This window comes from Clostridia bacterium (assembly GCA_016887505.1).
Classification (GTDB): domain Bacteria; phylum Bacillota; class TC1; order TC1; family UBA5767; genus UBA5767.
The window spans coordinates 1,847,475-1,873,333 of the sequence record CP069393.1; the positions used below are offsets into that span (position 1 = coordinate 1,847,475).

The following is a 25,859-nucleotide window of genomic DNA, read 5'->3' on the forward strand; positions in this document are numbered from 1 at the left end:
TACCCCCAACACTGAACCATTATAAGCGAGAGTTGGAAAGAATGCTAGTACTTTCCCCAATTAATGCGCTAAATCAGCGAACTTGGTAAGCTCCGCAAAAAATGCCAAATCTACGGTTCCAGTAGGTCCATGACGATGTTTAGCAATAATAATTTCCGCAATATTCTTCTTGTCTGTTTCATCATCATAGTATTCTGGACGATGGATAAACATTACACAGTCACTATCTTGCTCCAGTGAGCCAGATTCTCGCAAATGGCTCAGAGCCGGTTTCTTATCGGAAGTTTGTTCCACCGCTCGGCTTAATTGTGATAACGCCATCAAAGGTACGTTCAATTCCCTAGCCAAGGCTTTCAGATTTCTCGATATCTCCGATACTTCCTGTTGTCGGTTCTCCGTTTTCTTATGTGATTGCATAAGTTGCAAATAGTCAATAATTATCAATCCCAAGCCATGTTTCGCCTTGAGTCTTCTAGCTTTTCCCCGTATTTCCATAGCTGAAATACCTGGTGTATCATCAATATAAATGGGCAATTTAGAAATCTCACCCGCTGTTTTTATCATACGCTCTATCTCGTCAATATCAATATTACCTGATCTAAGTTTTTGCTGGTCTATCATAGATTCAGAAGAAAGCATCCGGGTAACCAGTTGGTCTGCAGACATCTCTAGGCTAAACAAAGCCACCGGATAGCCAGCCTTTGCTGCTTTCAGAGCCAAATTAAGACAAAACGAAGTCTTACCCATACCTGGTCTCGCGGCAACGATTAGCATATCACTTTCGTGTAAGCCCAATAAATACTTATCTAAATCTCGGAAAGTAGGTATCCCCGTCACATCACCTTTATTTTTGGCCATTTTAGAAATGTTGTCGATGGCAATATTTAGAGCATCTTGGATTTCAGTAAAGCCCTCTTTCTGACGCTTCTCGGCAACATCCAAAATCATACGCTCTGATTCATCTAGCAAATACTCTACTTCAGCCTCTCCTTGGAAAGCCTTATTGGCAATATTAGTTGAGGTTTTGATAAGTTCCCGTAAGACAGCATTCTTTTCCACAATATCTGCGTAATAGACCACGTTGGCTGCAGTAGGAACAACCGTGGATAAATAGGCAATATAGGAAGAGCCTCCCACCTTATCCAAACTACTCTTTTCTTTCAACTTGTTGGTTAGTGTGATTAGGTCAATCGGCCGATATTCTTCAGCCAATTCTAAAATAGCCTGATAAATGACCTCATGCTTTTCAAAATAGAAACTATTTTTATGAATCTTCGAGCTCACTTCATCGAGCATATCGCCCTGTAATATAAGCGATCCCAAAAAGGCTTGTTCAGCTTCTTCGTTGTGTGGAGGAACTCTTTCCAGCATAGCAGACTCCTATTCTTCTTCTTTGACAAGCACTTTCAGATTTGCTGAGATTTGAGGATACAGCTTGACCCTAATTTCATATTCACCAAGAACCTTGATATGCTCACCCATATCAATCTTCTTCTTGTCAATTGACAAGCCATACTTCTCATTAATACTTGCAACCAAATCTTTATTGGTAATCGCTCCAAACAAGCGCCCAGCCGAACCAGCTTTGGTTACGTATTCCAAAACGCCACCTTCGAGCGCTTCCTTTTTCTTCAAGGCTTCCTGTCTACGCGCCCTTTCCTGTTCCTTTAGTTCTTGCTTCCTAGTTTCCGCTTGGCGCACGTTGCCTTCCGTGGCCTCCTTTGCCAAATCCTTAGGTAATAAAAAATTGCGAGCATAGCCGTCACTAACTGTGACTACATCGCCCTTGTTTCCCAGTTTTTTTACATCCTTATTGAGTATTACTTTCATGATTATCTCCTCCCCCATTGGATCTTTTCCTATAATCAAAGAATAAATCAAACAGTCCAATGAATACAAGTAAGTATAGCGTAGCTTGTATAAAGATTACCGCAAATAGGATCATCATCATCCTTGGCAGTATCTTTCCCTTCATCAAATGGAACAATGAGCTCAGCACAGCCAATCCCTGTAAAGCAAATATAAACCCAAAAACTACTAATAAATTCACACCAATTGTACCCAGTAATGGTATCTGCAAAAAATCTGACAGCAAATATGCCACCAATCCTGCTATGAACCCATAAATAAAACGGAAGTCAATCTTCCAGTCTCGAAATGGCGGAAGTTGGGTTGGAACCTTCATTTTGAGCTTTTTGAGTACATGTCTAGTCAAAATCAAAGAGAAAATTGCTGTTAGCATAGCCATCGCTACAATAATACTCGGAATAATCTTCAACATGACCCTTCCAACATTATCGAATATTTCCACAATCTGTGTTCTTGAGATGCCCTGCTCCTCAAATCGTTCCAGCATGCCAGTTTTTTCATAAAAGGATATCGCCATCTCAGATGATTGTTGCATATCTTCCACAAAAGTACTCGGTTCAAATCCCAGCAATCCTATTGCTAATAGAATCATCAAAACACTTCCCAAAGCGGCAGCTACTATCCCACGCAGCAACGTTTTTGGTAATTGGTCACCTTTCCTAAAGCTGTAACCATATACTAGAGCAACCCCACCGTATTGTACCAGCAAAAGCAACGCATCGACCGGTGAAGACAGCATGGCCATTAGTGAGCCAGCAACCAGCAACGAAATCAGTCCTCTTCCGAAACCCCATCGCAATGTTATTACGATAAGCGGAATCAGCCATAGCAAATTACTAATCAGGCTAAGCGGTGGTACATAAATACCAATAAGCCCTAGTATAGCTGCAACCGCACTAAGGATAGCTCCTTCCGCTATGAATCTGCTATCTGTCATTTGTTTGTTTTCAAACATATTTTCTCCTTTTGACATAAGCTTATTCTACTACTTTAATAGGAATAAAAAAAGAGACTTCATGAAATCCCGAAGTCCCTTTCCTAACCTAATCCTGTGTCGTATAAGGCATCAGTGCAATATGTCTCGCTCTCTTGATGGCAGTAGTAATCTGTCTCTGGTGAGCAGCACATGTGCCGGTGATTCTTCTAGGAAGAATCTTTCCACTCTCGGTAACATATTTCTTCAGCTTATTAACGTCTTTGTAGTCGATATAATCCACTTTATCTACGCAAAAGCTGCAGACCTTTCTACGTGGTCTTCTATTTCTATCACGTTTCATGATTATTTCCTCCCTCGATTAGAATGGCAGACCGTCATCTGAGAAATCGCTCATATCGCCTTTATTGCTATCAGCAACGGAAGCATTATTCTCTTGACTGTTTTTCTTGCCGCCCGGTGAGCTCAAGAATCGCACATCGTTGGCAGTAACGTCCACACTAGTTCGTTCCTGTCCATCCTTGTCGGTATATTTATTCATTTCTATGCGTCCATCGATAGCAGCGAGGCTACCCTTGGACAGATAATTTGCACAATTTTCAGCTTGTTTGCCCCAAACCGAAATTCTAAAAAAATCAGCTTCTGGTTGTCCTTCTCTTTTGAAAGCCCGATCCACTGCCAAGGAAAAACTTGCTACTGCCTTACCGTTTTGTGTAAATCTGAGTTCAGGATCTCTTGTGAGTCTCCCTATCAATACGACTTTATTGAACAATGCAAGCACCTCTTCCTTATTTTTCTTTTTTAGTAACTAAATACTTCATTACTTTTTCATCGATTCCCATTAAACGCTCTAATTCGCTGACAAAATCAGCTGGGCCGTTGTATTCCATAAGAACATAATAACCCTCGCGTTTTTTACGAATCTCGTAAGCAAGTCTGCGTTTTCCCCACGCATCGATACTGACCTCTTCACACTCATGCTTTTCTAGCAATTGTGCATATTTGTCTACTTCTGCCTGAATGGCATCTTCTTCGAGTTCAGCGTCAATAATGTAAAGACACTCATACTTTCTCATTCTTTTCACCTCCTTTTGGACTTTGACCCCATCATACAGGGGTAAGGATGATAATTCATCGTCGAATCATTGTAACACTTCTTGTTGAAGCTAGCAATGACTATTTTTCATTCAACTTGCGTTTCACATTCTTCTCGAATTTTTTTCTAGGAAGTAAAACTACTCGCTGACAGCCAAGACATTTTATTCTAAAATCCATCCCTTCGCGAAGCACTTCCCATCTATTTTCCCCACAGGGATGTCCTTTTTTCATCTGTACTATATCTCCGACTTTATAATCCATAGTCTTACCTCCTTTCCCATCATAGCAAGTCTTTGTAGCTCTTGGCAATTTCTTTTTTTAGGCAAATTAAGCATGGTCTATATCCAGCATCCATGGCATCTTGTGTAGACATAGTTTCATAAGACTTTTGCCGGACATATTGGCAATCTTTGTGCAAATGGTATACCTTAAGATAATCATGTTCTTTAGAGGAAGTATCAACCACATATACCTCGCTTTTATTAATGGGAGATTCTTCATTTTTTTCCACCATCTTTTTAAGCTCAGGTAAAATCTCATCTTCTATCAGCTTCGCTGTTCTTAGCTGATACGTCGGCAAAGGGCTAGTATCTTTGAGCTGACATTGGCATGTCAATTTCAAAGGGCCATACGAGAAATCCTTTCTAACAGTACCTTCCCATCCAAATCGTAGCCCCATCTCACTAAATCGTTCCCTACTTACACCTGCAACCCCGTCCAAAGGAATTGCCGCACCACCTCCTTCTAGAAAAAAATCCTTTGCGTCCCAGTAAAGTCCCTCTTCAGGACTTATCCAAGTCAATGATTCTTCTCGGATAAGACGCAGCATTTGTTGTGTTGACCATCCAAAATCTAAAAGTTGTACTTCTAACATCAAGGCTCCTAATAGTAAGCTGATGATAAAAGGGATTAGCCACACAGCCTCCAATAAAACAGCACCCTTCTTATTTCCCAAATGTTCCCACCGTTACTTTGACATTGCCATTTTTGGTACCATCGCCGATTTGGCCTACTAGTCCATTAAACCAATTGGTTAGTGTGGATTTAAATGCAAAGCCAATTGCAACGATTGCAATCATTAGAATCACGGCTTCTATGGTTTCCACGCCACGTTCGTCTTGGATAAAACGGCTACAGATATGTATTATTTGCATACTCAACCTCCTTTCAAAAAGCTGAACTTAGAGTGATAATACCGGGTGCCAACGCCAAAATCGCAATTGAAATAAACATCATAATCATGGGAAATACCATTTTGGAAGACGCTTTCGCACTATCCTCCCGAATTAAGTCCATTTGTTCCCGCCAACACTTTGAAGACAATGCTTCTAAACCAGGCATCACTTGTCGCTTACCTATTCGCATTCCCTGCTCAGCCATAAAGATTAATTTTGATATATAGGAGTCTTTGGCTTTCGCAACCATATCCCGAAACGCCTTATCTCGTTGTTCACCATTGTCTATTTCTTTAAAAGCTTTCCGGAATAATTCCTTAAGGGGATTGTTTGCTCCAATCTCAGCTGATTTTCGCAGTGCCATTTCCATGGAGTAACCTGCTTCCAAAAAAATAATTAAATTACTTATATATACTGGAAACGCTCTACGATATGCTCGTGTTAGCTTTTTAGCACTCTTATATAAGGAAAGTTCTTCCTTCAAATTGAAATAACTCATTACCATTAACAGGAAAATACTCTTTTCCTTAATCAAAAAGGCTAATCCAAAACCAATCAATACAATCAATAGCTGGACGCGAATCTTTTTTTCAATATACTCCTCAAAAGAGGCTTGGTCCGACTCAAGACCCAGTTTGATTTTTGCCTGTTGGTGAAATCGCCCAAACCGGCTAGTCCGGACCCAGTTCAAACATGACTTTTGAAACTGCATAACTGCACCCCCAAGAATAATGAAAAAGCCATTAGTAGCGCAGAAACAATTAGCGCCACCCAACCCATTGGATTTGAGATTAACGTTGTTAAATAATCCTGATTTGAGCTTTTCATAATCGCCAATAGTACAAATGGCAAAGCAATTATTACATCTAACTCAAATTTTTGCCTAGCCAATAAGACTTCTTTATCTCTCTGCATGCGAACACGTTCTTCTAGGAGCGATGAGCAGTATGCAATAACCCGGTCCATATCGCCGCCCTTCTTACTCGCTAGATACAGCATTTGGACAAATACATCAATTTCTTCTCTAGCAATAGCAAACGTATGGTCCCGAAATATTTGATAAATATCTTGATCCATGTTGGTCCTAGAAATTACGTCTTGGAGATCCTTCATAAAGCCCTCATCAAGAGGGTGAATCATACTTAGCTCATCCAGGCAGTATTGAAATGCATCTAGGCCTCCCCGTCCAACACTTGTGGTCATCGAGAATACCGTAAGAAAGTCTAAATATTGAGCCAAATATTTTTTCTCTGTGCTTTCCTGCAAATGCTTTTCAATTCTCCCAGCAAAAAAGAGTCCCAACGGAGCCATCAAAAGACCCACCAACCAAAGATCAAATAGGAACAGTCCTAGTAGAAATGTGATCACCAAACAAACCAATCTTAGTTTCATTTATTTAAACTCCTGCTAAGATTAAGCTTATTTGTATTTAATAACTCTCCCGTTCGCAATAAGCCACCTTTTTCAAGATTGTATGAGAATAAATGATTCATGACATATTCTCCTTTTTCAATGCCAGCCAGTTCTGAAATATTCATCACCCTACGCTTGCCATCACCCATTCTTGAAAGCTGAACTACAATGTCTATGGCGCTTACTATCTGCTGTTTCGCAGAATCAAGTGGGATTTCCCCAGATTCCACTGCCATGACTTCCAAACGTTTCAGTGCATCTCTCGGGTTATTAGCATGACCAGTAGATAAGGATCCATCGTGTCCCGTATTCATCGCTTGTAACATATCTAAAGCCTCGCGGCCTCGCACCTCACCTACAATAATTCGGTCGGGCCTGAGCCTTAGTGCTGTTTTAATTAAGTCTCGTATCGCTATGGGACAGCCACCGCTCGCATCGCTTCTCGCTTCTAGGCGAATTATGTTTTCCTTTCCTTTTATCTGTAATTCTGCAGAATCTTCTATCGTTACAATACGCTCTTCGCTGGGGATATAATTCGAAAGAATATTTAGAAAAGTTGTCTTTCCAGAGCTCGTTCCTCCACTGATAAATATATTGTATTTACTAGTCACAAGCATCTGCATAAAGTCTGCAGCTTCTTGAGTCATACTTCCACTTCGCAAAAGGTGTTCCATGGTAAGTGGATTTTCTGGAAATTTTCTTATGGTCATAATGGGCCCTTGCAAGGCAACGGGTGGAAGAACTACCGCGACTCGAGAACCATCTTCCAAACGGGCATCCACAATTGGTGTCGTTTCATTAACTGACCGATTAACCTTGGTAACCACATTCTGAATGATATTATGTAAGGTATCGGAAGTTTCGAAGCTTTGATGGATGCGCTCCATCCGACCGCCCTTCTCCACAAATATGCAATCTGGTCCATTAATCATAATCTCCGAAATGCTGTCATCTTCTAGAAATGGTTGTAGGATATCTAGTTTCCTCATGGAATTATAGATACTGACTATTAATTTTTCTTTTTGGGAAAAACTTAGAATATCTGCCTGTTCATAAGAGAGCACCTCCTCCGTTATCACGTCCTGCAATTGGTCGTCCTCGATATCAGGATAGTGCGCAATTTTCTCATTCACATTCTGACGTATCTGGTTTTTTATCAAATACAAATCACTCATGACATCATCCTTTCTAACATATGCTCTACAAACGACTCCATTTCCCCTACCAATTTCCGACCGGGATCAAATTCTACACCAAGGCTAGATTCCTGAAAAAAATCAAAAACTTCAGCAACAAGAAAACATTCATCCTCGCTAGGCATTCCAGGAATTGTTGAATTAGATACTGTAGTGTCTCCAAAGCGAAGATGCACGCATTTTTCTTCTAGTAAAGGGTATTCCTTGAATAATCTCTTCAAGCTTTCTTCCCACTTTATTCGCTCATAAAGACTTGCGCACTGCACACTAACTACAGTATCGGCCCGAGTAAGAAGCCACATTTCTAAATCATTTAATTCCTGGCTCAATTCTAGTACCACATAGTCAAAAGCATTTTCATTCCGAAGGCATTGTAAAATCTGTTTAAAGTCTTCTGTTTTGATTGAGCGTTTATCCTTGCGGCTTCTAGATGAGCCTAAAAAATAAAAATGGTGGGTGTGCTGATACGAAAAATAGGTCATTGCCGCTTGTTTTTTAATATTTAGGAAGAGTTTCGTAAAGCCCTCATCTTGCGGACTATCCAATAAGCGGTCATTCACATCGATCCCCTCGGTTGTCAAATAGGCAACATGATCGAATTTTTCTGCAAGACAACTAGAAAGGGCTAGGGAAATTCCCGTTCTTTTCTCCTCGCATCCTGGACAAAGCACACCAATAATTTTCATATTCTCTTCAAGAACTAATTTCTGTTTTTTAAGAATGTAGTGAATGATATGGGCATACACAAAAGAGAATCTTTGAAACTTATACACCTCGAAGTCCTCTTTCGGCTTTTGTCCAACCAAGAAAATTGTATTTACCGGCTGAGTCTTATCATCAGCTACTTGGTCTGTCACAAAAAACTCGCAAGACGTGTATGCCTCATCTTCTGCCATAATGAAGGTGACCTCTAGACTCGTCCGTGCTAAGAATTCCCGAATAAAGCAATCGCAGTAATTTTTTTCCAAGTTCAATCCAATACGCATCCACAATTCCTTCCTTTTTATGCGCTCATTATAACTCGCAGAATGTGTAGAATCCTCCGTATAAGGAACATCAAATTATGATGAATCGCTCTGAGCACGGCTGGCCATAGTCTAATATACATATTGGCGAGTCAAGAAACTGCTAAATTTTTCTTTCATCTATCCACTCGCTACAACTCCTAGCGCTTAATTTATGTTTTTTTTCGGAGGTCTTATGCCAGCAATTGTAGCAGTACACCCAAAGATTTCTTCCATCGTACAAGACTGTTTAGTAAGAACAAACTTCTCACCTGTATCGATACAATCTCATTTATCATCCTCTAGGAATGTAAATGAACTGTTCGCTATTCTCAGGAAAGTCGACTCTACTTTATTGATATTAGACACTGTTCTGCTACCAAAAGAGCATTGTATCGATACGCTTAGGAGACTGCGGTTGAGTCAGCCTAGCCTCAGAATCATTCTTTTAAGCCCTCAAATAGTCTTTTTAGAGCAACACCGAAATGAATTTGCAATCCTACAAATTTTCGATACTTTTGCATATAAGGCAAACACTAACGGACTTGTTCATTTGCAAGATTCCTTGCCACAAATGATTCTTCATCCTGCAGATGCGATGGACTTTTTACAAAAAAAAATTTTTGAGCCAGATCTAAAAAATCCAATATCCTTTTCCAAAAGTTTTATCTCTGTTGCTGGTCTTGAAGAAAGAACAGGAACTACTAAGACCGCTCTTCTTTTTTCTTTATTTTTGAGGGACAAGGTTCTCCTAGTAGAATTGAATGAAAAGCATCCAGTTTTACTTGAATATTTTCTCCTTGAAGAATATTTCGATGCTGCTACCGGATTATACTATCTACCCAATTGCCCTAATCTAGCCATTCTTCCCCTGGAGCGGTCGCAAAATTGGACCCAGTATATCGAAAATTTCAAATATGTTGTGCTCGATCTAGGTGTTTTTTCTCCCCATGTCAGTGATTCCTGCTACCAAGAATTTCAACGTAGCAGCATGCGTATTCTCACCTCATTAGGCAGCCCTTGGAGCATTCAACATCTTCAAAACCTGAATATTCCACAGGATACCTTTCTATGGTTAAACTTTTGCCCTGAAGAAAGCCTTAAAGCGATACAAAGAAATATAAAAGGTAAATATGGCACTATTGTCGCTTCTCCTTATCAACCAAATTGGTTGTTTGTGAGTAAAGAGCAAAAAAAAGTATGCCGCCAATTATTCTTCTAATAGAAAACAATTCTGCAGCTTTTATAAGATACCTATCTTTCGGTTCTCAAGTAGTCCGTTTAATGCTATAATTCTTATGGCTTATTTAATAAGAAAAAGGTGGTACTTATATGGAAGCAATTATTGGATTATTTGGGGGACTTGCCCTTTTTATTTTTGGTATGCAGATGATGAGCAATGGTCTCAAAAATGCTGCTGGTGATCGGATGCAAAGCATCCTAGAACGTCTAACAAGTAAACCAGTTTTAGGGGTAATGGTAGGTGCTGGTGTTACAGCACTAATTCAATCCAGCAGTGCAACCACTGTCATGGTAGTCGGTTTTGTAAATGCTGGCCTGATGACTCTACGACAATCAATTGCTGTAATTATGGGTGCCAACATTGGTACAACGGTAACCTCACAGTTAATTGCATTTGACATCAGTAATTTTATTTTACCAATTATTATTATTGGTTTTCTTCTCAACTTTCTAGCATCAAAATCTTCTGTGAAATATATTGGCTCCATCATTTTAGGCTTCGGCATCTTAATGCACGGTATGAGCATTATGAGCGGCGCTATGACACCACTTAGAAGTAATGTACAATTCACAGGTACTATGGCAAGTTTTGCCGACAGACCATTTCTAGGTTTGCTTAGTGGGATGGCGGTTACCTTTGTACTACAAAGTTCTAGTGCAGCCACTGGTATCTTGATTGCAATGGCTAGTACTGGTTTGATCGATATTCAAGGAGCTATTCCCGTACTGTTTGGTACTAATATTGGCACATGTATCACCGCAGTGCTTTCCTCTATTGGGACAAGCCGCAATGCCAAGCGTGCTGCTTTGGCTCACGTACTGTTCAATGTGATGGGTTCTTTGATTTTCATGATCCTTTTGAAACCATTTAGTAGCTTAGTAATAAATGGGACCGACATGATTGTGAATTCTTTTGGGGGAGAAGTAACCGTAGCACGGTTGGTGGCCAATGCTCACACCGCTTTCAATATTATCAACACCGTTCTCTTTTTCCCATTGATAAGCTTTTTTAACAAACTAATCTTGCGGATTGTTCCTGTTTTGGAAGAAGAAAAAGAACTAAACAAAAATCCCATTTATTTGGACGAACGGGTTTTGCATACACCAGAGATTGCATCGTCACTGGCCAGGAAAGAATTGGTTAGTATTGGTAACCTAGCTTCTAAAAATCTAAAGAATGCCTTTGTAGGTTTAGTAGACAAGAAGCCCAAAAAGTTACGCAAAGTATTTGAAGTGGAACCTATTATTGATAAGCTGGAAAAAGAAACCACGGTATATCTAACGAAAATTGCTCAACAAAATATTAGCGAGCGTCTCTCAGAGGAGAATTCCGGGCTATTGCACGTGGCATATGATGTCGAAAGAATCGGAGACCATGCAGAAAATATTGCTCAAACTGCCTTGCTCTATATAGATGGTCAATTTAAATTTAGTGATTTAGCCATAGAGGAATTGAAAGAAATCTATAAGATAACACATGAATGTGTTCTTGCTGCGCTAAAGGCCCTAGCTGACAGCGACGAAGAATCAGCCCATACTGTAGAGTATCTCGAAAACGCAATCGATAATTTAGAAAAAACACTTCGTGAAAAACATATCAAACGTCTTAATGAAGGAGTATGCTTCCCTCAATCCGGTGTAGCTTTTCTAGATGTACTAAGCAACATGGAGCGAATTGGTGACCACTGCAGTAACATTGCTGGTATCATAATCGCTCACAATGAATAACCTTACATTATAGTAGATAACTTAAAATCCCCTACGGAATATTCCGTAGGGGATTTTAATAAAAAGAAGTCTATTTAATAATTCTAATCGTTAGATGCAGTGTTGTTTTGGTAACAATAGTACGCTAGCACGGTCTTAACATCAAGTATTTCCCCTTCTTCTATCGCTAGCTTTAACTCCTCCATCGTCCACCAACGGGTCTTTTCTACATCTACATCATCTACCATCTGTTCTAGCTGTTGTCCGCTTGGTACTTTGGCAGAAAATATTTGCATGGTTGAATAGTTATGACCAATTTGAGGTATGTATGATACCAGTGGTTGTAAATCGCTACTTTGGATGTTGAGTGCACATTCTTCTTCGATTTCTTCCACCATTACCTCGACTGGAGATAATGCAGGTTTATCCAAGCAACCGGCCGGGATCTCCCAAGTCATTTTTTCCACAGCTGGTCTGTATTGTTTAACTAGTAATATTCGGTCCTCTTCATCAAGCAAGACCGCTGCAACAGCACTCGGCGATTCTAGGATCTCATATTTTCGGCCATTTCTCTGTTTGCGAAAAATCTTCAACCAGCCTTGATAAAGATATTCCTTATTACTCATCGCGTAACTCCGATTTAGAAATATAATTCAAATCATCGTCTAATGTATAAACCATGGGAATCCCTCGCATGATAGGACGTTCGATTACTTCCTCTATGGGAGCATCTTCTATCATGGTCATAAGTGCACGAATGCTATTATGGTGTCCTACTACCAAAACTTTACGGTCGATAGCAATCATGGGCTTAATCTTGTTATCCCAGTGTGGAAATACCCTTGAAAAAGTCTCTACTAAATTTTCTCCTTGTGGAATTTCCTCAGGGATAAGATCGCCATATCGGGGGTCATTCGATGGATGCCGCAAATCGTCGAGCTCCACCATAGGAACAAACGCTTTATAATCATGCATCCAATGCTTCAGTTTTTCTTCCCCATATCGCTCAGCAATTTGCTGGTAGTCCATCCCCTCGAGCTGTCCATAGTATCTTCCGTTTAATCGCCAATTCTTATTCGTTTTTACCCAATGTAAGTCCATCGCATCAAGAATCTGCCATAAAGACTGGACGCCTCGCGTCAACACGGAGGTAAATGCCAGATCAAAAGTATAATTATTCCTTTTAAGAATTCTGCCAGCATTGTACTCTTCTTCCAAGCCTGCTTTCGAAAGTCTTACATCCTGCCAACCGACTAATTTGTTCTTACTAGATTCTTCTGTTGAGCCGCTGCAGACGAGCACGATTTCTTTCATTATTATCTCTCCCAAATCAGTTTTTCTTCTTTATCTATCAACTCAGCGACAGACGAAATCACAAAATCTGCAGTTTCGCCCACATCACTCGATTCCTTTTCAATCCCTATCAAAGCCCCAACCTTTGTGTTGCGTCCAAACTCCATGTCCGTCATGGTGTCTCCTACCATAGCTACTTCAGAAGGTTTTATTCCATATTGCTGACAAAACATCTCCATTATCTCGGGATTTGGCTTTGGCTTTATTATACCATCATCTGCTCCTATATAATCAAAGAGCTCCATTACGTTCAATTTTTGTAAACAATTTCTAGCAGACAACATCGTGTCTGCTGTCGCTAGCCCGACAAATAAACCTCTTTGTTTTAATTTCTGAATCAATTTTGGTAAATCTTCTACTGTGGGGATTATCTGTACATCCATGGAAAAAGTATTAAAATATTGCTCAGATTTGGCAAAAAATGAATTTTGATCAATCTTTACACCATGGTTGTGCATTACGCGAATCAAATCACCTGCAATATCTGCGTTCGTGCCCATTGCCATCGAGCCTGCTGGATTCACAATCTCACCTTCAATACCAATTGCTAGAAGTAGTTCCTCTTGATTTATATCTGGAGCATAATCTTTTGCTAAAGCCAGGCAAACTTTACGAGCTACTGGTATCCATGTCTTCTCTATGTCTAAAATAGTTCCATCTTTGTCTAACATTATCCCTTTTATCATAATCTTCTCCTGTCTGTATACGATAACATTCGACTAATAAAAATGAAAGTATTGACTTTTTGAAAAACTAGGCACAAAAAGAGCACGGTTACCCGTGCTCTTTTTGACTATATTTTATTGTTGCATCCCAATACGTTTACAATTTTATGTCTTACCATCGCTTTAATGGCTTCCCTTGATGGTCCTAAATACTTTCTAGGATCAAAGACTTCTGGGTGCTCAGCCATTTCCTTGCGAATGGTTCCTGTCATTGCTAATCTTAAGTCTGAGTCGATATTAATCTTGCAAACGGCCATGCTGGCTGCTTTGCGCAGCATATCTTCAGGCACACCCTTGGCACCAGACATGTCCCCTCCATAAGCATTAATCATTTCTACGTATTCTGGAATAACCGAAGATGCTCCATGTAAAACGATGGGGAAGTTTGGCAATCTTCTGCTTACTTCCTCTAGAATATCGTATCGTAACTTGGGCTCACCTTTAAACTTAAAGGCACCATGGCTCGTACCAATTGCAATTGCCAAAGAATCAACCCCTGTGCTAGAAACAAATTCTTCAACTTCTTCTGGTCTTGTATAACTAGCATCTTCTGCAGATACATTTACATCATCTTCTATACCAGATAACTGTCCGAGTTCACCTTCAACCGTTACACCCTTGTCGTGTGCATACTCGACAACTTTCTTCGTTAGTGCAATATTCTCCTTGAAGGACAAGTGGGATCCATCAATCATAACTGAACTAAAACCACCATCAATACAAGATTTGCATAGTTCAAAAGAATCCCCATGGTCTAGGTGCAATGCAATAGGCAAATCAGTTTCAATCAAAGCTGCTTCAACCAACTTTGTAAGATAAGTGTGATTCGCGTATTTTCTTGCTCCTGCGGAAACCTGAAGAATTAAGGGTGCCTTTTCTTCATAAGCTGCTTCTGTAATTCCTTGGATAATCTCCATGTTGTTGACATTGAAAGCCCCGATAGCATAACCGCCCTCATAGGCTTTCTTAAACATTTCAGTCGTGGTAACTAGTGGCATTTGCATTCTCCTCCTTTTTACTGGAAGACGGCCTAAGACCGCTCCTGTTCATCAAAACGGGTAATATGATTCCCGAAATCCCCAGAATTAGAAATATGACCTGGTGTGTGGCAAATAAAGTCAACAGGCCAAAGACAAAACTGCCGATGGCAAAACCACCATCCATAGCGTTTTCTTGCACGCCCAAAGCTGTTCCTCTAGTCTTCTCGGGCACTGACGCAATAAGCCAGTTGATACTGATTGTTGTAGTCGCTGAAAATCCAAATCCGCCCAGCAAGGAGCATAGCACTAGCATCAGCATTGGATGGTGCGGTATCAAATATAAAAGTGCTGTGGCCAATGCCAACAATCCTGCACAGACTGTGGCAGCTCTAGCAGGCGCAAATCGGTTCGCACTAAAACCCCCTACAACATTACCCATTAAACCACCAGTTGAGAAGAAAGTAAAGAACAAGCCCACATTTGATATTGCCGGAAACCCAGACAAGTAGATAGCTACAAACGACAGGATTGCACCATATATAATACAAACCATCAGTATAAGGCCAAAGATCCGGGCTAAATTACGATTCTCCAGTAATTCCTGGTATTCATAAATAATTTTTTTCAATTTAACTTTAGTTTCTGATGGTTTATAGGTATCTCTAAGCAGTAGAATCAAAAAGCTCATGCAAATCGATACACCAATCAAGGCTAAAAACATCCCCTTATAACCATATTGGCTCTTCACAATGGCTAGGGCTCCAACTGGTCCTAGCATTAGGCCCAGTGAATACAATGCACGCTGTATTCCGATTGCCATACCTCGGCTCTCGCTAGGAACTAGCTCAGAAATATAACAACTCATGGCTGACAGGAAAGAAGCCATCCCCACACCCATGGAAAGTCTTGCCAAAATTATGAGAAGAAGCGAGCCCATAGAAAGATAGAAGAAGGTTGTTCCTAAGACAAAGCTAAGTGTCCCTAATAGCATCATCGCTTTGCGGCCCTTGATATCAGCAAGAGGCGCAAAATAAAAGCGAAAAACTACACAAAATAAGGCATATAGTGTATTTTGCAATCCGGCTGCAAATTCAGAGTACCCCACATGCAACATGTATAGTGGGCTAAGCGTAAACAGGGCAAAATTAATCGTTATAAATAAACCGCCAGACAAAACAGCAAGAATATAGTCCTTCTGAAGTAGCGGGTGTTTTTTTTTATTGCTATTACCCATTAGTACCTCCTTGTTTGCTTCTGATATAATCATAATATATAATCCAAAAATAGGAATACCAAATTGAGGAGGAAATATGCTTAATATTTATGATGCGGAATCACTTGAAAAATATTCTTCCGCTGTGACACTATCCGATATGGAAATCTTTATTTTTCCAGAGCTAATGTTCTCATTGGTTCTTGCCAATATCATGAGCCCAACCATCTGGAAATGGAAACAAGCAGATTGGTTTTCAAAAATGGATAGTTTGAATGATTATCGAAAAGTCTTACGCGTAAAGCAATATATTATGGATAATTATGACTTTAATCTAGACTTAGATACATGGGGACTTACCAAAAAAGATATCGAGAAAGAACGCTTCAAACAGTTTGTGGACGATGACACTCTCTCCAAAAGCAATGCTCTGTTTGGCTATGAAGGAGACAAGTACTATTTTGATATGGATATCCGCAAACATTTTGGTTTAGAAAAATATGATTCGGATACCATACCCTATTGGAAAACTGAAACACCCGAGGCCATGGAGAATTTCTACCGCCGTCCTGGATACAAGAAAGGCGCAGGAGAATGTGTCTCCTTTTCCACCTTGTATTATGCAGCATTATTTATCATGGCCGGTGTACCTACTGAGAAAATGTATATGATTGCTACCCCACTGCATTCTCAAAATTTTGTGGAAATTAAAGGTGGTCTACTTACGAATAACCGTAGACTAGTAACTAAGAATATGTGGTTCAATGGAACCGTTCTTTCACATAAAGCAAAGCGTGCCTTGGTTAATGAACATATCACGTTTATTGCAAACTCAAATGGTTATATTCACCGTGTTTATGATCAAGCTACTCTACCCCAAGAAGATTTTGAAAACTTTCAAAATGAATTGAAAGATTTCTTGGTTACAGATGTAAGCTACGAAATCATTGCGAACTTTTTGCGAGAATTCAATAATCGACAGTGCTGTTTCCAATTTGAAACGGAGCGTTTTGGAAAAACACTCTATATACCTGCGGAGGATGTTTATCGTTATGAACACAGAAGTCCTTATCAAGTGGGTACGAATACCCAAAGTAAATTACTAGATTCTATTGAAGAAGATGATTTCTATAGCAACCCACTAGAAGGTAGGGTCAGCCTGAAAACCATTGAATTATTCTTCAAAGACAACCAAATCCATATCAAGGAATTGGAAAAGAATCCAAGCATAATCACAGATCAGTTGTCTCAAATCTGTAAAAAAGCGCATGAGATTGTACCTGACCTTCTTGATTTTTGTAAAACGGAGCCCATGCTTCCTTCTTATGAAGGAAAAACCTTTAAAGCGCAAAAAGAGGATCTCACTTTACGCAACCTCACTTCAAGAGAAGAAATCATCAGCTACCTAAGAAGCTTAAAAGACACCTCGGAAATTGCCGGACTAGCCTTTATGGCATATAGAGAAGTAACGGGAGATTACTGGTACCCATTCCTTAAGGCGGCATTGGAGCGTAATCCAGTAAGCATAGAGATGTTCTCTGAGCAGTCCATCGATGAAGCCTATCAAATTCTACTAGAGTTTGGTGAGGACTCCATTTATAGTGAAAATAGATTGGCTCAGCCAGATGAAGTAGCTAATTTCCGGACCGGAGATGGCATAGAAAAAGCAATTCTTTTATGGAATCTGGCAAAAAGAAAACACCCTGATGCAGTAATCGAACTGACTCTCAATAATGCTACGGCTGTCATTACCGGACTTGAAAAGAACTATGAATTTGCCACAAACAAAAATGTTGCTTTACCAGAAAAGATGAGTGAAATGTTAAAAGAACTAGGCATAGCCTAGTTCTTTTTTTTTGAATTTTGTAGAAAATGGGAGAATAAGGGAGTATATGCCTGTAATCATAAGAACGCTTATTTTGATGTCAACAGTAGTCTACCACACCCGAAGCCTGCTTATTTCAGCCTTGAATCCCCGCCTTTCCACTACTACCCCTTATATGGTAGGATTGCATTCGGTACAGGGAAACCGTACTAGTAGTAAATCTGGACATAAGGAAAGGTAGATTGAAATGAGAAGAAAACAACACGTGGCCGACAAGAAATTTTTCTTGATTGTTGCGACTATCGTATTGCTCTCCGTCTTGCTCTCATCCAATTATTCTTACGCCACCACAGAAGGAAATTCTTCCGTTAGTAATCCTGTCTTAAAACGGGCTAATGCAGAAGATCTAAATATAACTATGGAACCCATTGCTGTGCGACAGCCTCGGTTACCCCAGACTTCCTCTGAACTGGACATTGAATATTTGAATATGAGCTTAGTCAGCCAGACCAACATGAGTGCAAAAGATTTAGATGCAGTCTTTGAAGGAACAGGTATGGAAGGTTTAGGTGAAGCATTTAAAGAAGCAGAATCCCTTTACGATATTAATGCAGCAGCCCTAGCCTCAATTGCGATTCATGAAAGTGCTTGGGGTGCTAGCTCCTATGCTAGAAACCGCAATAACCTATTTGGTTTTGCAGCATATACCAATAGTCCCAACTCCGCTAAGGGTTTCGATACTAAAGAAAGTTGTGTACTATACGTAGCCGATTTCTTGAAGACAAATTATCTAGAAGAAGACGGCAAATACTATGTAGATGCCACCTTAGCTGGTATCAATCCTATTTATGCAGCTGATACAAGCTGGAAACACAATATTTCGACCATCTGGGAACGTCTTGAAAATGGATATTTTCTTCACTAGTTAAGTACAAACGTGGAAATATTCTCGAGATAACATAAAAATATAGACATAGTTCATGCACAATATCATACGTAAATATTGACTGATATAATCCCCTTGTAGTAGGCAGGTAAGAAGTTGCACTGTTTACCATAAGGGGATTTTTCTGTTGATGCTAGTTGATAATTGAATAAGAAGGTTTAGAGCCTGTATCTATTCAAGAAAATCTATGGTCTAAAAGTTACAAACAAAAATGCCAAATCCTAGTTCCTCATTTGAGGAAAAACTAAGATTTGACATCATAATACAGTTTATTTTATTAAATTCGAGGGACTGCTACCCCTATCTACTTCTAAAAAGCCCTCTATGCCCTCACAGAACATCTTTTGGCATACTTCTAGGGTATCTGTACCAGCGTGTGGCATAAGCACCGTTTTATGGCTTTTCAGTAATCCTGGATGAACATGGGGTTCATGTTCGAATACATCTAAGGCAGCCCCCGCAATTTGTTGGTCCTCCAAAGCATTTACCAATGCCTCTTCGTCCACAACTTTTCCTCGAGCTGTATTAATTAAGAATGCACTCTTTTTCATTAAACGTAAGACATTTTGATTAACCAAATGATAACTACTTTTGCTAAGAGGCATATTCAAACTTACCACATCCATTTTGGTAAATAGATCTTCTAGGGGTAAATATGTGACCTGATGTTTCTCTTCTTCTGCTTGACTCAATTTATTTCGATTATGGTAATACACTTTCATGCCCATCGCTGTGGCACGTCGCGCTAAAGCTTTTCCGATTCGTCCCAACCCAATGATGCCCAAGGTTTTACCATATAATGTCGTTCCTGGATTTTTCATAACGCCAAATTCGACTATTTCCGCCCGCATTCCCGCATCAATCTCTGGGATGCGACGACATAAGGCCAACAGTAAGCCCATTGCTAACTCTGCTGTTGATTCTGTCACCGAATTAGGAGTATTGGTTGCAAGAACGCCTCTTTCCTGACAGGCTGCTACATCAATATTATCGAAACCTACACCATATGAATTTACTGCTTGTAGGTTATGAGCTATATTCAGTAGCTCACGGTCCACAGTCTGCTGACATGCAATAATATAGTGAGCCTGTTGAGCACGCTCAAGGTACTCTGAACGACTATAACTAATCTCAGGCATATCCAATTCGAATACATCTTGCCAATTCTTATAATTACATATTGGAATATTCTGCGTAATCAGTAGCTTCTTTTTCATGCTTCCTCCTGAAAGTCTGCGTCTTGTTTCCACATGTTTCAGAAACTATTTTTCCTCAGATGGTAAACGATATTTCCCATCCCAAAGAATTTCTCCATAATTCACAGGATCCGTGTCACCTTCCGTATTGAAAAACAGCACTTCAGAACTTTCATTTAAATCCAGTTCTTCCCTAATTGTGGCAAACTCTTCATTCCTCATCATCAAGGATAATAAACCAATCCCAACAGCACCTGATTCACCAGATACAATTTTCTGGTCATTGCCTAGGGGATTTGCTAATACCCTAACACCCCTAGCAGCAATCGTATCGTCACAAGTAACAAATAAATCAGAGAAATCTCTAAGAATTTCCCATGCCATAGGACTTGGAACGCCGCAGGCCAGGCCTACCATGATGGTCTTTAAATCGCCCTCTACTATATGTGGTTTACCATCATTTGCCTTTGCTGATTCAAAAATGCAGGCAGCCTCATCCGGTTCAACGATGATAATCTTTGGCGCGTTCTCTTTACCATAAATATTAACAAAGTATCCAGCAATAGCACCTGCCATTCCGCCTACACCTGCTTGCAGAAATACATGAGTAGGTTTTCGTATACCTTTTAAGGCCATTTGATCCACTACTTCAGCTGCCATCGTAGTATAGCCTTGCATAATCCAGCGAGGAATATCTGTGTAACCTTCCCATGCAGTATCTTGAATAAGGTAACCACCAATTTCTTCAGCCTTTTGCTGTGCTTTCAAAACTGTATCGTCATAGTTCAAATCTGTGACGATTGCCTCAGCGCCCGTTTCGCGAATCGCTTCCACTCTTCTCTTAGCAGAATTTTTAGGTAAGTAGACAATAGCTTTTTGTCCTAGCTGGCTTGCTGCCCAAGAAATTCCTCTTCCATGATTACCATCTGTTGCTGTTACGAATGGAACATCACCGATTTCATTTTTTGCCTCTGATTTAATGTAATCAAAGTCAATCTCTGATACATCAACACCTAGTTTTTGGCAAATAAGTTGAGTTATGGCATACGTTCCTCCTAAAACCTTAAAAGCGTTCAAACCAAACCTTGAAGATTCGTCTTTTACCAAAATACTCTTAAGACCCAGTGCCTTGGAAAGATTTTCTAAACTCACCAATGGTGTTGCCTCATAGTTATCGAAACTCATATGAAACTCTCGGGCTTTTACTACTTCTTCAACTGAAAAATCAGCAGGTATCTCAACATTTTTGGGTTTGTTGTTTTTTATTGTTTTCACTTTGATTGGACCTGTGGTAATTTGCATAATTCCTCCTTGTAGGTTTCCTTTTTCATCTCTCTATTTGTTAATGAGATGTTACAGATTTTTGCTGCTATAGCAAAAATACAGAAATAATTATTTTCTGATATTAGCAAAAAATGTCTCTAGTATCTTCTGGGACTCCTCTTCTGCAAATCCACTGAGAACTTCTATCTGATGGTTGTATACATTATCGAATAATGCTCTTCCTCTTGATTCAATGGCCCCTCGGTCATTATCTCTAGCACCATAAACCAGGGTAGAGACTCGTGCTTGTAGGATAGCGGATGCACACATTGCACATGGTTCCAGGGTTACGTATAAAGAACACCCATCCATACGCCAGTTACCAAGAACGCGGCATGCCTCGCGTATGGCCAATAATTCTGCATGAGCCGTGGGATCCTGCCATGCTTCTTTGCGATTATGTGCTTTAGCAAGAACTACTCCCTGCTTCACCACGACAGCACCAACCGGTACCTCATTTTCATGCAAAGCAATTTGTGCCTCATGCAATGCGATTTTCATATAATCCATGTGCTTCATAGCTACCTCTTACGCTAATCATAACAAAATAACGGAAACATAAAAAGGCTTACTGACGTAAGCCTTGGTGCGCCTAGAGAGACTCGAACTCCCGACACATGGTTTAGGAAACCATTGCTCTATCCACCTGAGCTATAGACGCAATGCTACGAGAGCTATTATAACATAATCTATCTACTAAGACTAGCATACCTTTATGCAAGACTTTGGAATGATATTGTTCCTTGTCTTTAGAATAGTTAACAGATCTAGCTCACTAAATTAGCTATGTATATCTACCTTTTGTATTTTTTACTTTGCTTTTTTCATGGACATAGCTGATATATGCAGCTGTTGATCCAATTGGCTACATACTTCTTGGTAAAATTGTAAACAAAGGTCCAAATTATTTCTAGCACATACTACAAAATTCTCATTTCTTTTTAGCACTATCGATAACCAAGCCCATTTTACTCATGACATATTCATAACTTTCTTTATTGTGCGGTTTTGTACAGTTTGAGCAGTCTTTAATATCCTTTTTATTATAATAGAAATTCCCACCGCAGTCTTCACCAAGCATGTATAATGGGCAAAAGCAGAACAAACAGTTAAAGTCCTCCTCTGGCACTCCCTTATGGCACGGAAAATATTCGCAGTTTCGATTTTGTACAAATTTATAGTGTTCCATGTTATCACCTCTATAGTATTATCTTAAAAATACTCAAAAAGTACAAGATATTTCACTCAGATACAGCTAAGGATCAATTTTTGCCTGCTTTACTGTCCGTATTACTTTGATGATAGAATTATTCTTACTTTTTAGAAGGAATTTTCTTAGATAACTAGAACTATTAAAGTATGTTGTTAGACATCTAAACTATTGGGAGGTATGTATGAAAAAACTTTTTAAAGGTATTGCACTATTATTGATGCTCGCTATGTTGTTTACTGTTGTTGGTTGCGGTGGTGGGGACGCTGAAGAACCTGTCGAAGAACCTGGTGAAGAGCCAGTCGAAGAACCAATGGATGTCCCATCCGTAGCCTTGTTGCTTCCTGGTCCTATCAACGACATGGGATGGAATGCATCTGCTTATAGCGGTCTGAAATTAATTGAAGACAATTATGGGGCTGATGTTTCCTACACTGAGTCAGTAGGCCAATCCGATATGGAAGAAGTATTTCGCAGCTACGCTTCAATCGGATATGACATGATTTTTGGACACGGTTCTCAGTTTACAGATGCTGCAGTGGCTGTAGCAGCTGAATTCCCAGATACTATGTTTATTCTAGTCAACGGTAATGCTCCAACTGAGCCCAATTTGGCTTGTGTACAAGTAGCCGATGAACAACAAGGCTTCTTAATGGGTGCTTTTGCTGCTTTAATGACTGAAACTGGTACAATTGGAGTCATTGGTGGTCAAGAAATCCCACCAATAACCAATGCTGTTGCTGGATTTATAGCTGGTGCTGAATATGTTGCACCTGATGTTGAAGTACTCTCTAGCATGACTGGCTCGTTTGATGATGTAAATGCTGCCAAGGAAACTGCTCTTGCTTTTATTGACAGTGGTGCTGACTATGTTGGTGCGATTGCAAACCAAGCAGGTTTAGGATCTATCGAAGCTTGTGAAGAACGTGGTGTTTATGCAATCGGTGCAAACCAAGACCAATTTGATATTTCCCCGGATTCAGTAGTCGTATCTGTCTTGAAAGAAGTACCCATTGCATTCGATTTTGCTTATAAAACTTTCATAGATGGAAATCTTAAAGCTGAAGTCTACCGTCTAGGTGTAAAAGAAGGTGTTGTATTCTTCTCAAGTTATCATGATTTTGAAGACTTTGTTCCTCAAGAAGTTAAAGATCGTATGGCAGAAGTTGAAGCAGAGCTTTCAGCTGGTAATATTGAATTTTAGATGATTGAATAATAAAAGAGGCATCCTAGGATGCCTCTTTTATTATATATATTACTATTTCTTTAACCCATATCCACCTGCGATGTTTTTAACATCATATATGTTAATCATCGCCTCTGGACATATCTCTTTTATCAACTTAACCGCTTCTTTTCTTTTTCTTCTTTTAATATGTATCATGAGTATGCTTTTCCCTGCATCTCTACCTTCACCCTTTAAATGCGTTACTGCAATATTTTGGGCTCGTAAACCACTCGCTATCTGCATACCATCTCTAATGTCTGCTATGACATGCATGGTGACTAGGCCCACGCCGATTCTTTCTTCTATTGTACTCCCTAAGTAAATACCACATGCAAAGCCTAGAGCATATGAGACGGCTTGAAGAGGATCGGATTGAATATTTGTTAGGATTGTACTCATCAGGTAAATCCAAATGGATATTTCAAACATTCCGAGAATTGAGGCATAAAGCTTCTCCCCTTTGGTCATCAAGACTGTTCGTATTGTCATAAATGATATTTCAACAATCTTGGCTGTAAATATAAGAATATAAATAATCATATTCACTCCTATAATCAATTTTCAATGTTTCACGTGAAACATTACAGTTCCAACAACAAATCCGAAATACGCATGAGGTCATCCTTGGAATAATACTCTATTTGGATACTACCCTTGTCTTTTGCATATCTGACTTTAACTCGGGTCGAGAATTTTTCCTCCAGTTGATCCTGAAATGATTTTATTTCCGCAGGTAGTTCTTCTATCTTCGCACCTTGGGTCTGCGTTTTATTCCATTTCTTCATTTCCCTCTCAACAGCTCGTACGGATAAATCCTTCTTTACAATTAATTCGCACATCTCCTGTTGGTCTACAGGATCAAGCGTGAGTAATGCTCTTGCATGCCCAGGCGTTATCTTTCCAGCCTGAAGATAGGCTTTCGCAGCTTGTGACAGGTCCAATAGGCGAACTGTATTGGCGATATGCGCCCTACTCTTACCAACTTTTTTAGACATTTGTTCTTGAGTCAGCTCAAATTCACTCATAAGTGCTCTGTAAGCTAATGCTTCTTCAATTTTGTTTAGGTCTTCTCTCTGGATATTCTCTATTAGGGCGATTTCAGCCTTATCTCGCTCGTTATAATCCCTTACAATAGCAGGAATCGTCTTCAAATTTGCTAGCTTTGCAGCACGAGTTCTTCGTTCTCCAGATACCAACTCATAATACCCGTCCTTCTTTACGACCACAACAGGTTGAATGAGCCCCTTCTCCTTAATGGAATTAGCCAATTCCCTCAAGGAGTCTTGGGAAAATTCTTTTCTAGGTTGGTGTGCGTTGGCTCTAATCTTGCCGACTTCAATATTGACAAGTCCTTCTGTCTCTTGGAACTCAACCGACTCAGCAGGCATTAAAGCGCCCAAACCTCTTCCTAATGCTTTCTTAACCATGATTCAACACTTCCTTTGCCAGTGAGAGGTACGCTTCGCACCCCTTCGAATTTTTATCGTACATACATATTGGTAAACCAAAGCTCGGTGCTTCCGCCAATTTGATATTCTTTGGTATTCTCGTTTTGTAAAGTTTATCCTTAAAAAAGGCTTTTACTTCATCCTCAACTTGATTTGATAAATTTGTTCTCTTATCATACATAGTCAAGAGTACCCCTTCTAGTTTTAATCGCTGATTTGTAGACTTCTTTATGGATTCTATGGTCCTGAGCAAAAGAGTCAAACCTTCTAGTGCATAATACTCAGCCTGAACTGGGATCATATAGCTATCTGCCGCTGTCAATGCGTTAATTGTTAGTAGACCTAGCGATGGAGGACAATCAATCAAGATATAATCATACCGTTGTTTGACCGTATCCAATGCAATCTTAGCCAAATATTCACGTTTTTCCTTCTGAACCAGCTCAACCTCTGCACCAGCCAATTGTAATGTCGCTGGAACAACATCTAAGCCCGGTATCAGGGTCTCTTTAATCAAAGAATCAATGCTTTCATCATTAATCAATATATCATAATAACATTCCGAAAGGTCATATTTTTGAATTCCTATTCCACTCGTAGCATTGCCCTGGGGATCAGAATCCACCATTAGCACTTTTTTTCCCATTCCAGCCAAACATGCACTGAGATTAACGGTAGTAGTAGTCTTTGCTACACCACCTTTTTGATTGGTTACAGCTATGATTCTTCCCATTTTCGCCTCCATAAAAAAATCAAGCATTTCTGCTTGATTTC

At 39.8% G+C, this 25,859-nt stretch carries 30 protein-coding genes and 1 tRNA gene; 5 read left to right on the forward strand and 26 right to left on the reverse strand.

What is annotated here, in order from left to right:
• Positions 1-60: 60 nt before the first annotated feature.
• The 13 genes from dnaB to JR334_08830 form a co-directional block, all read right to left on the reverse strand.
• The gene (dnaB, locus tag JR334_08770; GenBank protein QRN85057.1) at positions 61-1,371 is read right to left on the reverse strand and encodes a replicative DNA helicase; all 1,311 of its coding nucleotides are present in this window, start codon (positions 1,369-1,371) and stop codon (positions 61-63) included.
• A gap of 9 nt (positions 1,372-1,380) precedes the next feature.
• Complete coding sequence (locus JR334_08775) at positions 1,381-1,830, reverse strand: 50S ribosomal protein L9 (GenBank protein ID QRN85058.1); 450 nt, start codon at positions 1,828-1,830, stop codon at positions 1,381-1,383.
• On the reverse strand, positions 1,811-2,824 hold the full coding sequence (locus tag JR334_08780) for a YybS family protein (protein ID QRN85059.1): 1,014 nt from the start codon (positions 2,822-2,824) through the stop codon (positions 1,811-1,813). Before JR334_08780 ends, JR334_08775 begins: the two co-directional genes overlap by 20 nt.
• Before the next feature lie 88 nt (positions 2,825-2,912).
• Positions 2,913-3,146 (reverse strand): 30S ribosomal protein S18, encoded by a 234-nt coding sequence (locus JR334_08785; protein QRN85060.1) that lies wholly within the window; start codon positions 3,144-3,146, stop codon positions 2,913-2,915.
• Between the two features lie 18 nt (positions 3,147-3,164).
• Complete coding sequence (locus JR334_08790; protein QRN85061.1) at positions 3,165-3,575, reverse strand: single-stranded DNA-binding protein; 411 nt, start codon at positions 3,573-3,575, stop codon at positions 3,165-3,167.
• Between the two features lie 16 nt (positions 3,576-3,591).
• Positions 3,592-3,879, reverse strand: coding sequence for a 30S ribosomal protein S6 (locus JR334_08795; GenBank protein ID QRN85062.1), 288 nt, complete (start codon positions 3,877-3,879; stop codon positions 3,592-3,594).
• Between the two features lie 100 nt (positions 3,880-3,979).
• The gene (locus JR334_08800; GenBank protein QRN85063.1) at positions 3,980-4,162 is read right to left on the reverse strand and encodes a DUF951 domain-containing protein; all 183 of its coding nucleotides are present in this window, start codon (positions 4,160-4,162) and stop codon (positions 3,980-3,982) included.
• A gap of 19 nt (positions 4,163-4,181) precedes the next feature.
• Complete coding sequence (locus JR334_08805; GenBank protein QRN85064.1) at positions 4,182-4,856, reverse strand: hypothetical protein; 675 nt, start codon at positions 4,854-4,856, stop codon at positions 4,182-4,184.
• Positions 4,846-5,055, reverse strand: coding sequence for a hypothetical protein (locus JR334_08810; protein QRN85065.1), 210 nt, complete (start codon positions 5,053-5,055; stop codon positions 4,846-4,848). Before JR334_08810 ends, JR334_08805 begins: the two co-directional genes overlap by 11 nt.
• A 13-nt stretch (positions 5,056-5,068) precedes the next feature.
• Positions 5,069-5,788, reverse strand: coding sequence for a type II secretion system F family protein (locus tag JR334_08815; protein QRN85066.1), 720 nt, complete (start codon positions 5,786-5,788; stop codon positions 5,069-5,071).
• Positions 5,764-6,468 carry a type II secretion system F family protein gene (locus JR334_08820; GenBank protein QRN85067.1) on the reverse strand — a complete coding sequence of 235 codons (705 nt, stop codon included), beginning with the start codon at positions 6,466-6,468 and terminating at the stop codon, positions 5,764-5,766. The genes JR334_08815 and JR334_08820 overlap by 25 nt, the downstream gene beginning before the upstream one ends.
• A complete protein-coding gene (locus JR334_08825; GenBank protein QRN85068.1) occupies positions 6,465-7,664 on the reverse strand; it encodes a CpaF family protein in 1,200 nt (399 codons plus the stop codon). Before JR334_08825 ends, JR334_08820 begins: the two co-directional genes overlap by 4 nt.
• Entirely contained in the window at positions 7,661-8,671 is a 1,011-nt protein-coding gene (locus JR334_08830; protein ID QRN85069.1) for a hypothetical protein, read from the reverse strand. Before JR334_08830 ends, JR334_08825 begins: the two co-directional genes overlap by 4 nt.
• Before the next feature lie 214 nt (positions 8,672-8,885).
• Between JR334_08830 and JR334_08835 the strand changes: the two genes are divergently transcribed.
• Together JR334_08835 and JR334_08840 are read left to right on the forward strand one after the other, a co-directional pair.
• Complete coding sequence (locus tag JR334_08835) at positions 8,886-9,911, forward strand: hypothetical protein (protein QRN85070.1); 1,026 nt, start codon at positions 8,886-8,888, stop codon at positions 9,909-9,911.
• Positions 9,912-10,021: 110 nt separating this feature from the next.
• Complete coding sequence (locus JR334_08840; GenBank protein ID QRN85071.1) at positions 10,022-11,659, forward strand: Na/Pi cotransporter family protein; 1,638 nt, start codon at positions 10,022-10,024, stop codon at positions 11,657-11,659.
• Positions 11,660-11,742: 83 nt separating this feature from the next.
• Here the strand turns inward: JR334_08840 and JR334_08845 are convergent, their stop codons facing one another.
• The 5 genes from JR334_08845 to JR334_08865 all read right to left on the reverse strand — a co-directional run bounded on the left by JR334_08845 (position 11,743) and on the right by JR334_08865 (position 15,930).
• Entirely contained in the window at positions 11,743-12,264 is a 522-nt protein-coding gene (locus JR334_08845; protein QRN85072.1) for an NUDIX hydrolase, read from the reverse strand.
• Positions 12,257-12,952, reverse strand: a complete 696-nt coding sequence (locus JR334_08850; protein ID QRN85073.1) for a 2,3-bisphosphoglycerate-dependent phosphoglycerate mutase — start codon at positions 12,950-12,952, stop codon at positions 12,257-12,259. The genes JR334_08845 and JR334_08850 overlap by 8 nt, the downstream gene beginning before the upstream one ends.
• 2 nt (positions 12,953-12,954) lie before the next feature.
• On the reverse strand, positions 12,955-13,677 hold the full coding sequence (locus JR334_08855; GenBank protein ID QRN85074.1) for an HAD family hydrolase: 723 nt from the start codon (positions 13,675-13,677) through the stop codon (positions 12,955-12,957).
• Positions 13,678-13,784: 107 nt separating this feature from the next.
• Positions 13,785-14,714 (reverse strand): class II fructose-1,6-bisphosphate aldolase, encoded by a 930-nt coding sequence (gene fba, locus JR334_08860; protein ID QRN85075.1) that lies wholly within the window; start codon positions 14,712-14,714, stop codon positions 13,785-13,787.
• Positions 14,692-15,930 carry an MFS transporter gene (locus tag JR334_08865; GenBank protein QRN85076.1) on the reverse strand — a complete coding sequence of 413 codons (1,239 nt, stop codon included), beginning with the start codon at positions 15,928-15,930 and terminating at the stop codon, positions 14,692-14,694. The genes fba and JR334_08865 overlap by 23 nt, the downstream gene beginning before the upstream one ends.
• A 76-nt stretch (positions 15,931-16,006) precedes the next feature.
• Between JR334_08865 and JR334_08870 the strand changes: the two genes are divergently transcribed.
• Complete coding sequence (locus tag JR334_08870; protein ID QRN85077.1) at positions 16,007-17,755, forward strand: hypothetical protein; 1,749 nt, start codon at positions 16,007-16,009, stop codon at positions 17,753-17,755.
• A gap of 226 nt (positions 17,756-17,981) precedes the next feature.
• A complete protein-coding gene (locus JR334_08875) occupies positions 17,982-18,659 on the forward strand; it encodes a glucosaminidase domain-containing protein (GenBank protein ID QRN85078.1) in 678 nt (225 codons plus the stop codon).
• A 290-nt stretch (positions 18,660-18,949) separates the two neighbouring features.
• Here the strand turns inward: JR334_08875 and JR334_08880 are convergent, their stop codons facing one another.
• The 5 genes from JR334_08880 to JR334_08900 all read right to left on the reverse strand — a co-directional run bounded on the left by JR334_08880 (position 18,950) and on the right by JR334_08900 (position 22,388).
• Positions 18,950-19,897 (reverse strand): NAD(P)-binding domain-containing protein, encoded by a 948-nt coding sequence (locus JR334_08880; protein QRN85079.1) that lies wholly within the window; start codon positions 19,895-19,897, stop codon positions 18,950-18,952.
• A 45-nt stretch (positions 19,898-19,942) separates the two neighbouring features.
• Positions 19,943-21,178: a diaminopropionate ammonia-lyase gene (gene dpaL, locus JR334_08885; GenBank protein ID QRN85080.1), complete on the reverse strand. Its 1,236-nt coding sequence runs from the start codon at positions 21,176-21,178 to the stop codon at positions 19,943-19,945.
• A gap of 90 nt (positions 21,179-21,268) precedes the next feature.
• On the reverse strand, positions 21,269-21,718 hold the full coding sequence (locus JR334_08890) for a nucleoside deaminase (protein ID QRN85081.1): 450 nt from the start codon (positions 21,716-21,718) through the stop codon (positions 21,269-21,271).
• Positions 21,719-21,783: 65 nt separating this feature from the next.
• Positions 21,784-21,860: transfer RNA gene (locus tag JR334_08895), tRNA-Arg, on the reverse strand.
• 270 nt (positions 21,861-22,130) lie between these two features.
• Positions 22,131-22,388, reverse strand: coding sequence for a cysteine-rich small domain-containing protein (locus JR334_08900; protein QRN85082.1), 258 nt, complete (start codon positions 22,386-22,388; stop codon positions 22,131-22,133).
• A gap of 250 nt (positions 22,389-22,638) precedes the next feature.
• On the opposite strand from JR334_08900, the gene JR334_08905 reads away from it, so the two are divergent.
• On the forward strand, positions 22,639-23,613 hold the full coding sequence (locus JR334_08905; GenBank protein ID QRN86901.1) for a BMP family protein: 975 nt from the start codon (positions 22,639-22,641) through the stop codon (positions 23,611-23,613).
• Between the two features lie 54 nt (positions 23,614-23,667).
• Here the strand turns inward: JR334_08905 and JR334_08910 are convergent, their stop codons facing one another.
• From JR334_08910 to JR334_08920, 3 genes are read right to left on the reverse strand one after another with little or no spacing between them, the layout of a single operon-like run.
• Positions 23,668-24,177, reverse strand: coding sequence for a DUF2179 domain-containing protein (locus JR334_08910; GenBank protein QRN85083.1), 510 nt, complete (start codon positions 24,175-24,177; stop codon positions 23,668-23,670).
• Between the two features lie 41 nt (positions 24,178-24,218).
• Positions 24,219-25,064, reverse strand: a complete 846-nt coding sequence (locus JR334_08915) for a ParB/RepB/Spo0J family partition protein (GenBank protein QRN85084.1) — start codon at positions 25,062-25,064, stop codon at positions 24,219-24,221.
• Positions 25,057-25,818 (reverse strand): ParA family protein, encoded by a 762-nt coding sequence (locus JR334_08920; GenBank protein QRN85085.1) that lies wholly within the window; start codon positions 25,816-25,818, stop codon positions 25,057-25,059. Before JR334_08920 ends, JR334_08915 begins: the two co-directional genes overlap by 8 nt.
• Positions 25,819-25,859 lie beyond the last annotated feature (41 nt).

Bases quoted from the DNA above. Each gene is read 5' to 3' on its own strand.
- dnaB (QRN85057.1), bottom strand. From the start codon at position 1,371: ATGCTGGAAAGAGTTCCTCCACACAACGAAGAAGCTGAACAAGCCTTT.
- JR334_08775 (QRN85058.1), bottom strand. From the start codon at position 1,830: ATGAAAGTAATACTCAATAAGGATGTAAAAAAACTGGGAAACAAGGGC.
- JR334_08780 (QRN85059.1), bottom strand. From the start codon at position 2,824: ATGTTTGAAAACAAACAAATGACAGATAGCAGATTCATAGCGGAAGGA.
- JR334_08785 (QRN85060.1), bottom strand. From the start codon at position 3,146: ATGAAACGTGATAGAAATAGAAGACCACGTAGAAAGGTCTGCAGCTTT.
- JR334_08795 (QRN85062.1), bottom strand. From the start codon at position 3,879: ATGAGAAAGTATGAGTGTCTTTACATTATTGACGCTGAACTCGAAGAA.
- JR334_08800 (QRN85063.1), bottom strand. From the start codon at position 4,162: ATGGATTATAAAGTCGGAGATATAGTACAGATGAAAAAAGGACATCCC.
- JR334_08810 (QRN85065.1), bottom strand. From the start codon at position 5,055: ATGCAAATAATACATATCTGTAGCCGTTTTATCCAAGACGAACGTGGC.
- JR334_08815 (QRN85066.1), bottom strand. From the start codon at position 5,788: ATGCAGTTTCAAAAGTCATGTTTGAACTGGGTCCGGACTAGCCGGTTT.
- JR334_08820 (QRN85067.1), bottom strand. From the start codon at position 6,468: ATGAAACTAAGATTGGTTTGTTTGGTGATCACATTTCTACTAGGACTG.
- JR334_08825 (QRN85068.1), bottom strand. From the start codon at position 7,664: ATGAGTGATTTGTATTTGATAAAAAACCAGATACGTCAGAATGTGAAT.
- JR334_08830 (QRN85069.1), bottom strand. From the start codon at position 8,671: ATGCGTATTGGATTGAACTTGGAAAAAAATTACTGCGATTGCTTTATT.
- JR334_08835 (QRN85070.1), top strand. From the start codon at position 8,886: ATGCCAGCAATTGTAGCAGTACACCCAAAGATTTCTTCCATCGTACAA.
- JR334_08840 (QRN85071.1), top strand. From the start codon at position 10,022: ATGGAAGCAATTATTGGATTATTTGGGGGACTTGCCCTTTTTATTTTT.
- JR334_08845 (QRN85072.1), bottom strand. From the start codon at position 12,264: ATGAGTAATAAGGAATATCTTTATCAAGGCTGGTTGAAGATTTTTCGC.
- JR334_08850 (QRN85073.1), bottom strand. From the start codon at position 12,952: ATGAAAGAAATCGTGCTCGTCTGCAGCGGCTCAACAGAAGAATCTAGT.
- JR334_08855 (QRN85074.1), bottom strand. From the start codon at position 13,677: ATGATAAAAGGGATAATGTTAGACAAAGATGGAACTATTTTAGACATA.
- fba (QRN85075.1), bottom strand. From the start codon at position 14,714: ATGCCACTAGTTACCACGACTGAAATGTTTAAGAAAGCCTATGAGGGC.
- JR334_08865 (QRN85076.1), bottom strand. From the start codon at position 15,930: ATGGGTAATAGCAATAAAAAAAAACACCCGCTACTTCAGAAGGACTAT.
- JR334_08870 (QRN85077.1), top strand. From the start codon at position 16,007: ATGCTTAATATTTATGATGCGGAATCACTTGAAAAATATTCTTCCGCT.
- JR334_08875 (QRN85078.1), top strand. From the start codon at position 17,982: ATGAGAAGAAAACAACACGTGGCCGACAAGAAATTTTTCTTGATTGTT.
- JR334_08880 (QRN85079.1), bottom strand. From the start codon at position 19,897: ATGAAAAAGAAGCTACTGATTACGCAGAATATTCCAATATGTAATTAT.
- dpaL (QRN85080.1), bottom strand. From the start codon at position 21,178: ATGCAAATTACCACAGGTCCAATCAAAGTGAAAACAATAAAAAACAAC.
- JR334_08890 (QRN85081.1), bottom strand. From the start codon at position 21,718: ATGAAGCACATGGATTATATGAAAATCGCATTGCATGAGGCACAAATT.
- JR334_08900 (QRN85082.1), bottom strand. From the start codon at position 22,388: ATGGAACACTATAAATTTGTACAAAATCGAAACTGCGAATATTTTCCG.
- JR334_08905 (QRN86901.1), top strand. From the start codon at position 22,639: ATGTTGTTTACTGTTGTTGGTTGCGGTGGTGGGGACGCTGAAGAACCT.
- JR334_08910 (QRN85083.1), bottom strand. From the start codon at position 24,177: ATGATTATTTATATTCTTATATTTACAGCCAAGATTGTTGAAATATCA.
- JR334_08915 (QRN85084.1), bottom strand. From the start codon at position 25,064: ATGGTTAAGAAAGCATTAGGAAGAGGTTTGGGCGCTTTAATGCCTGCT.
- JR334_08920 (QRN85085.1), bottom strand. From the start codon at position 25,818: ATGGGAAGAATCATAGCTGTAACCAATCAAAAAGGTGGTGTAGCAAAG.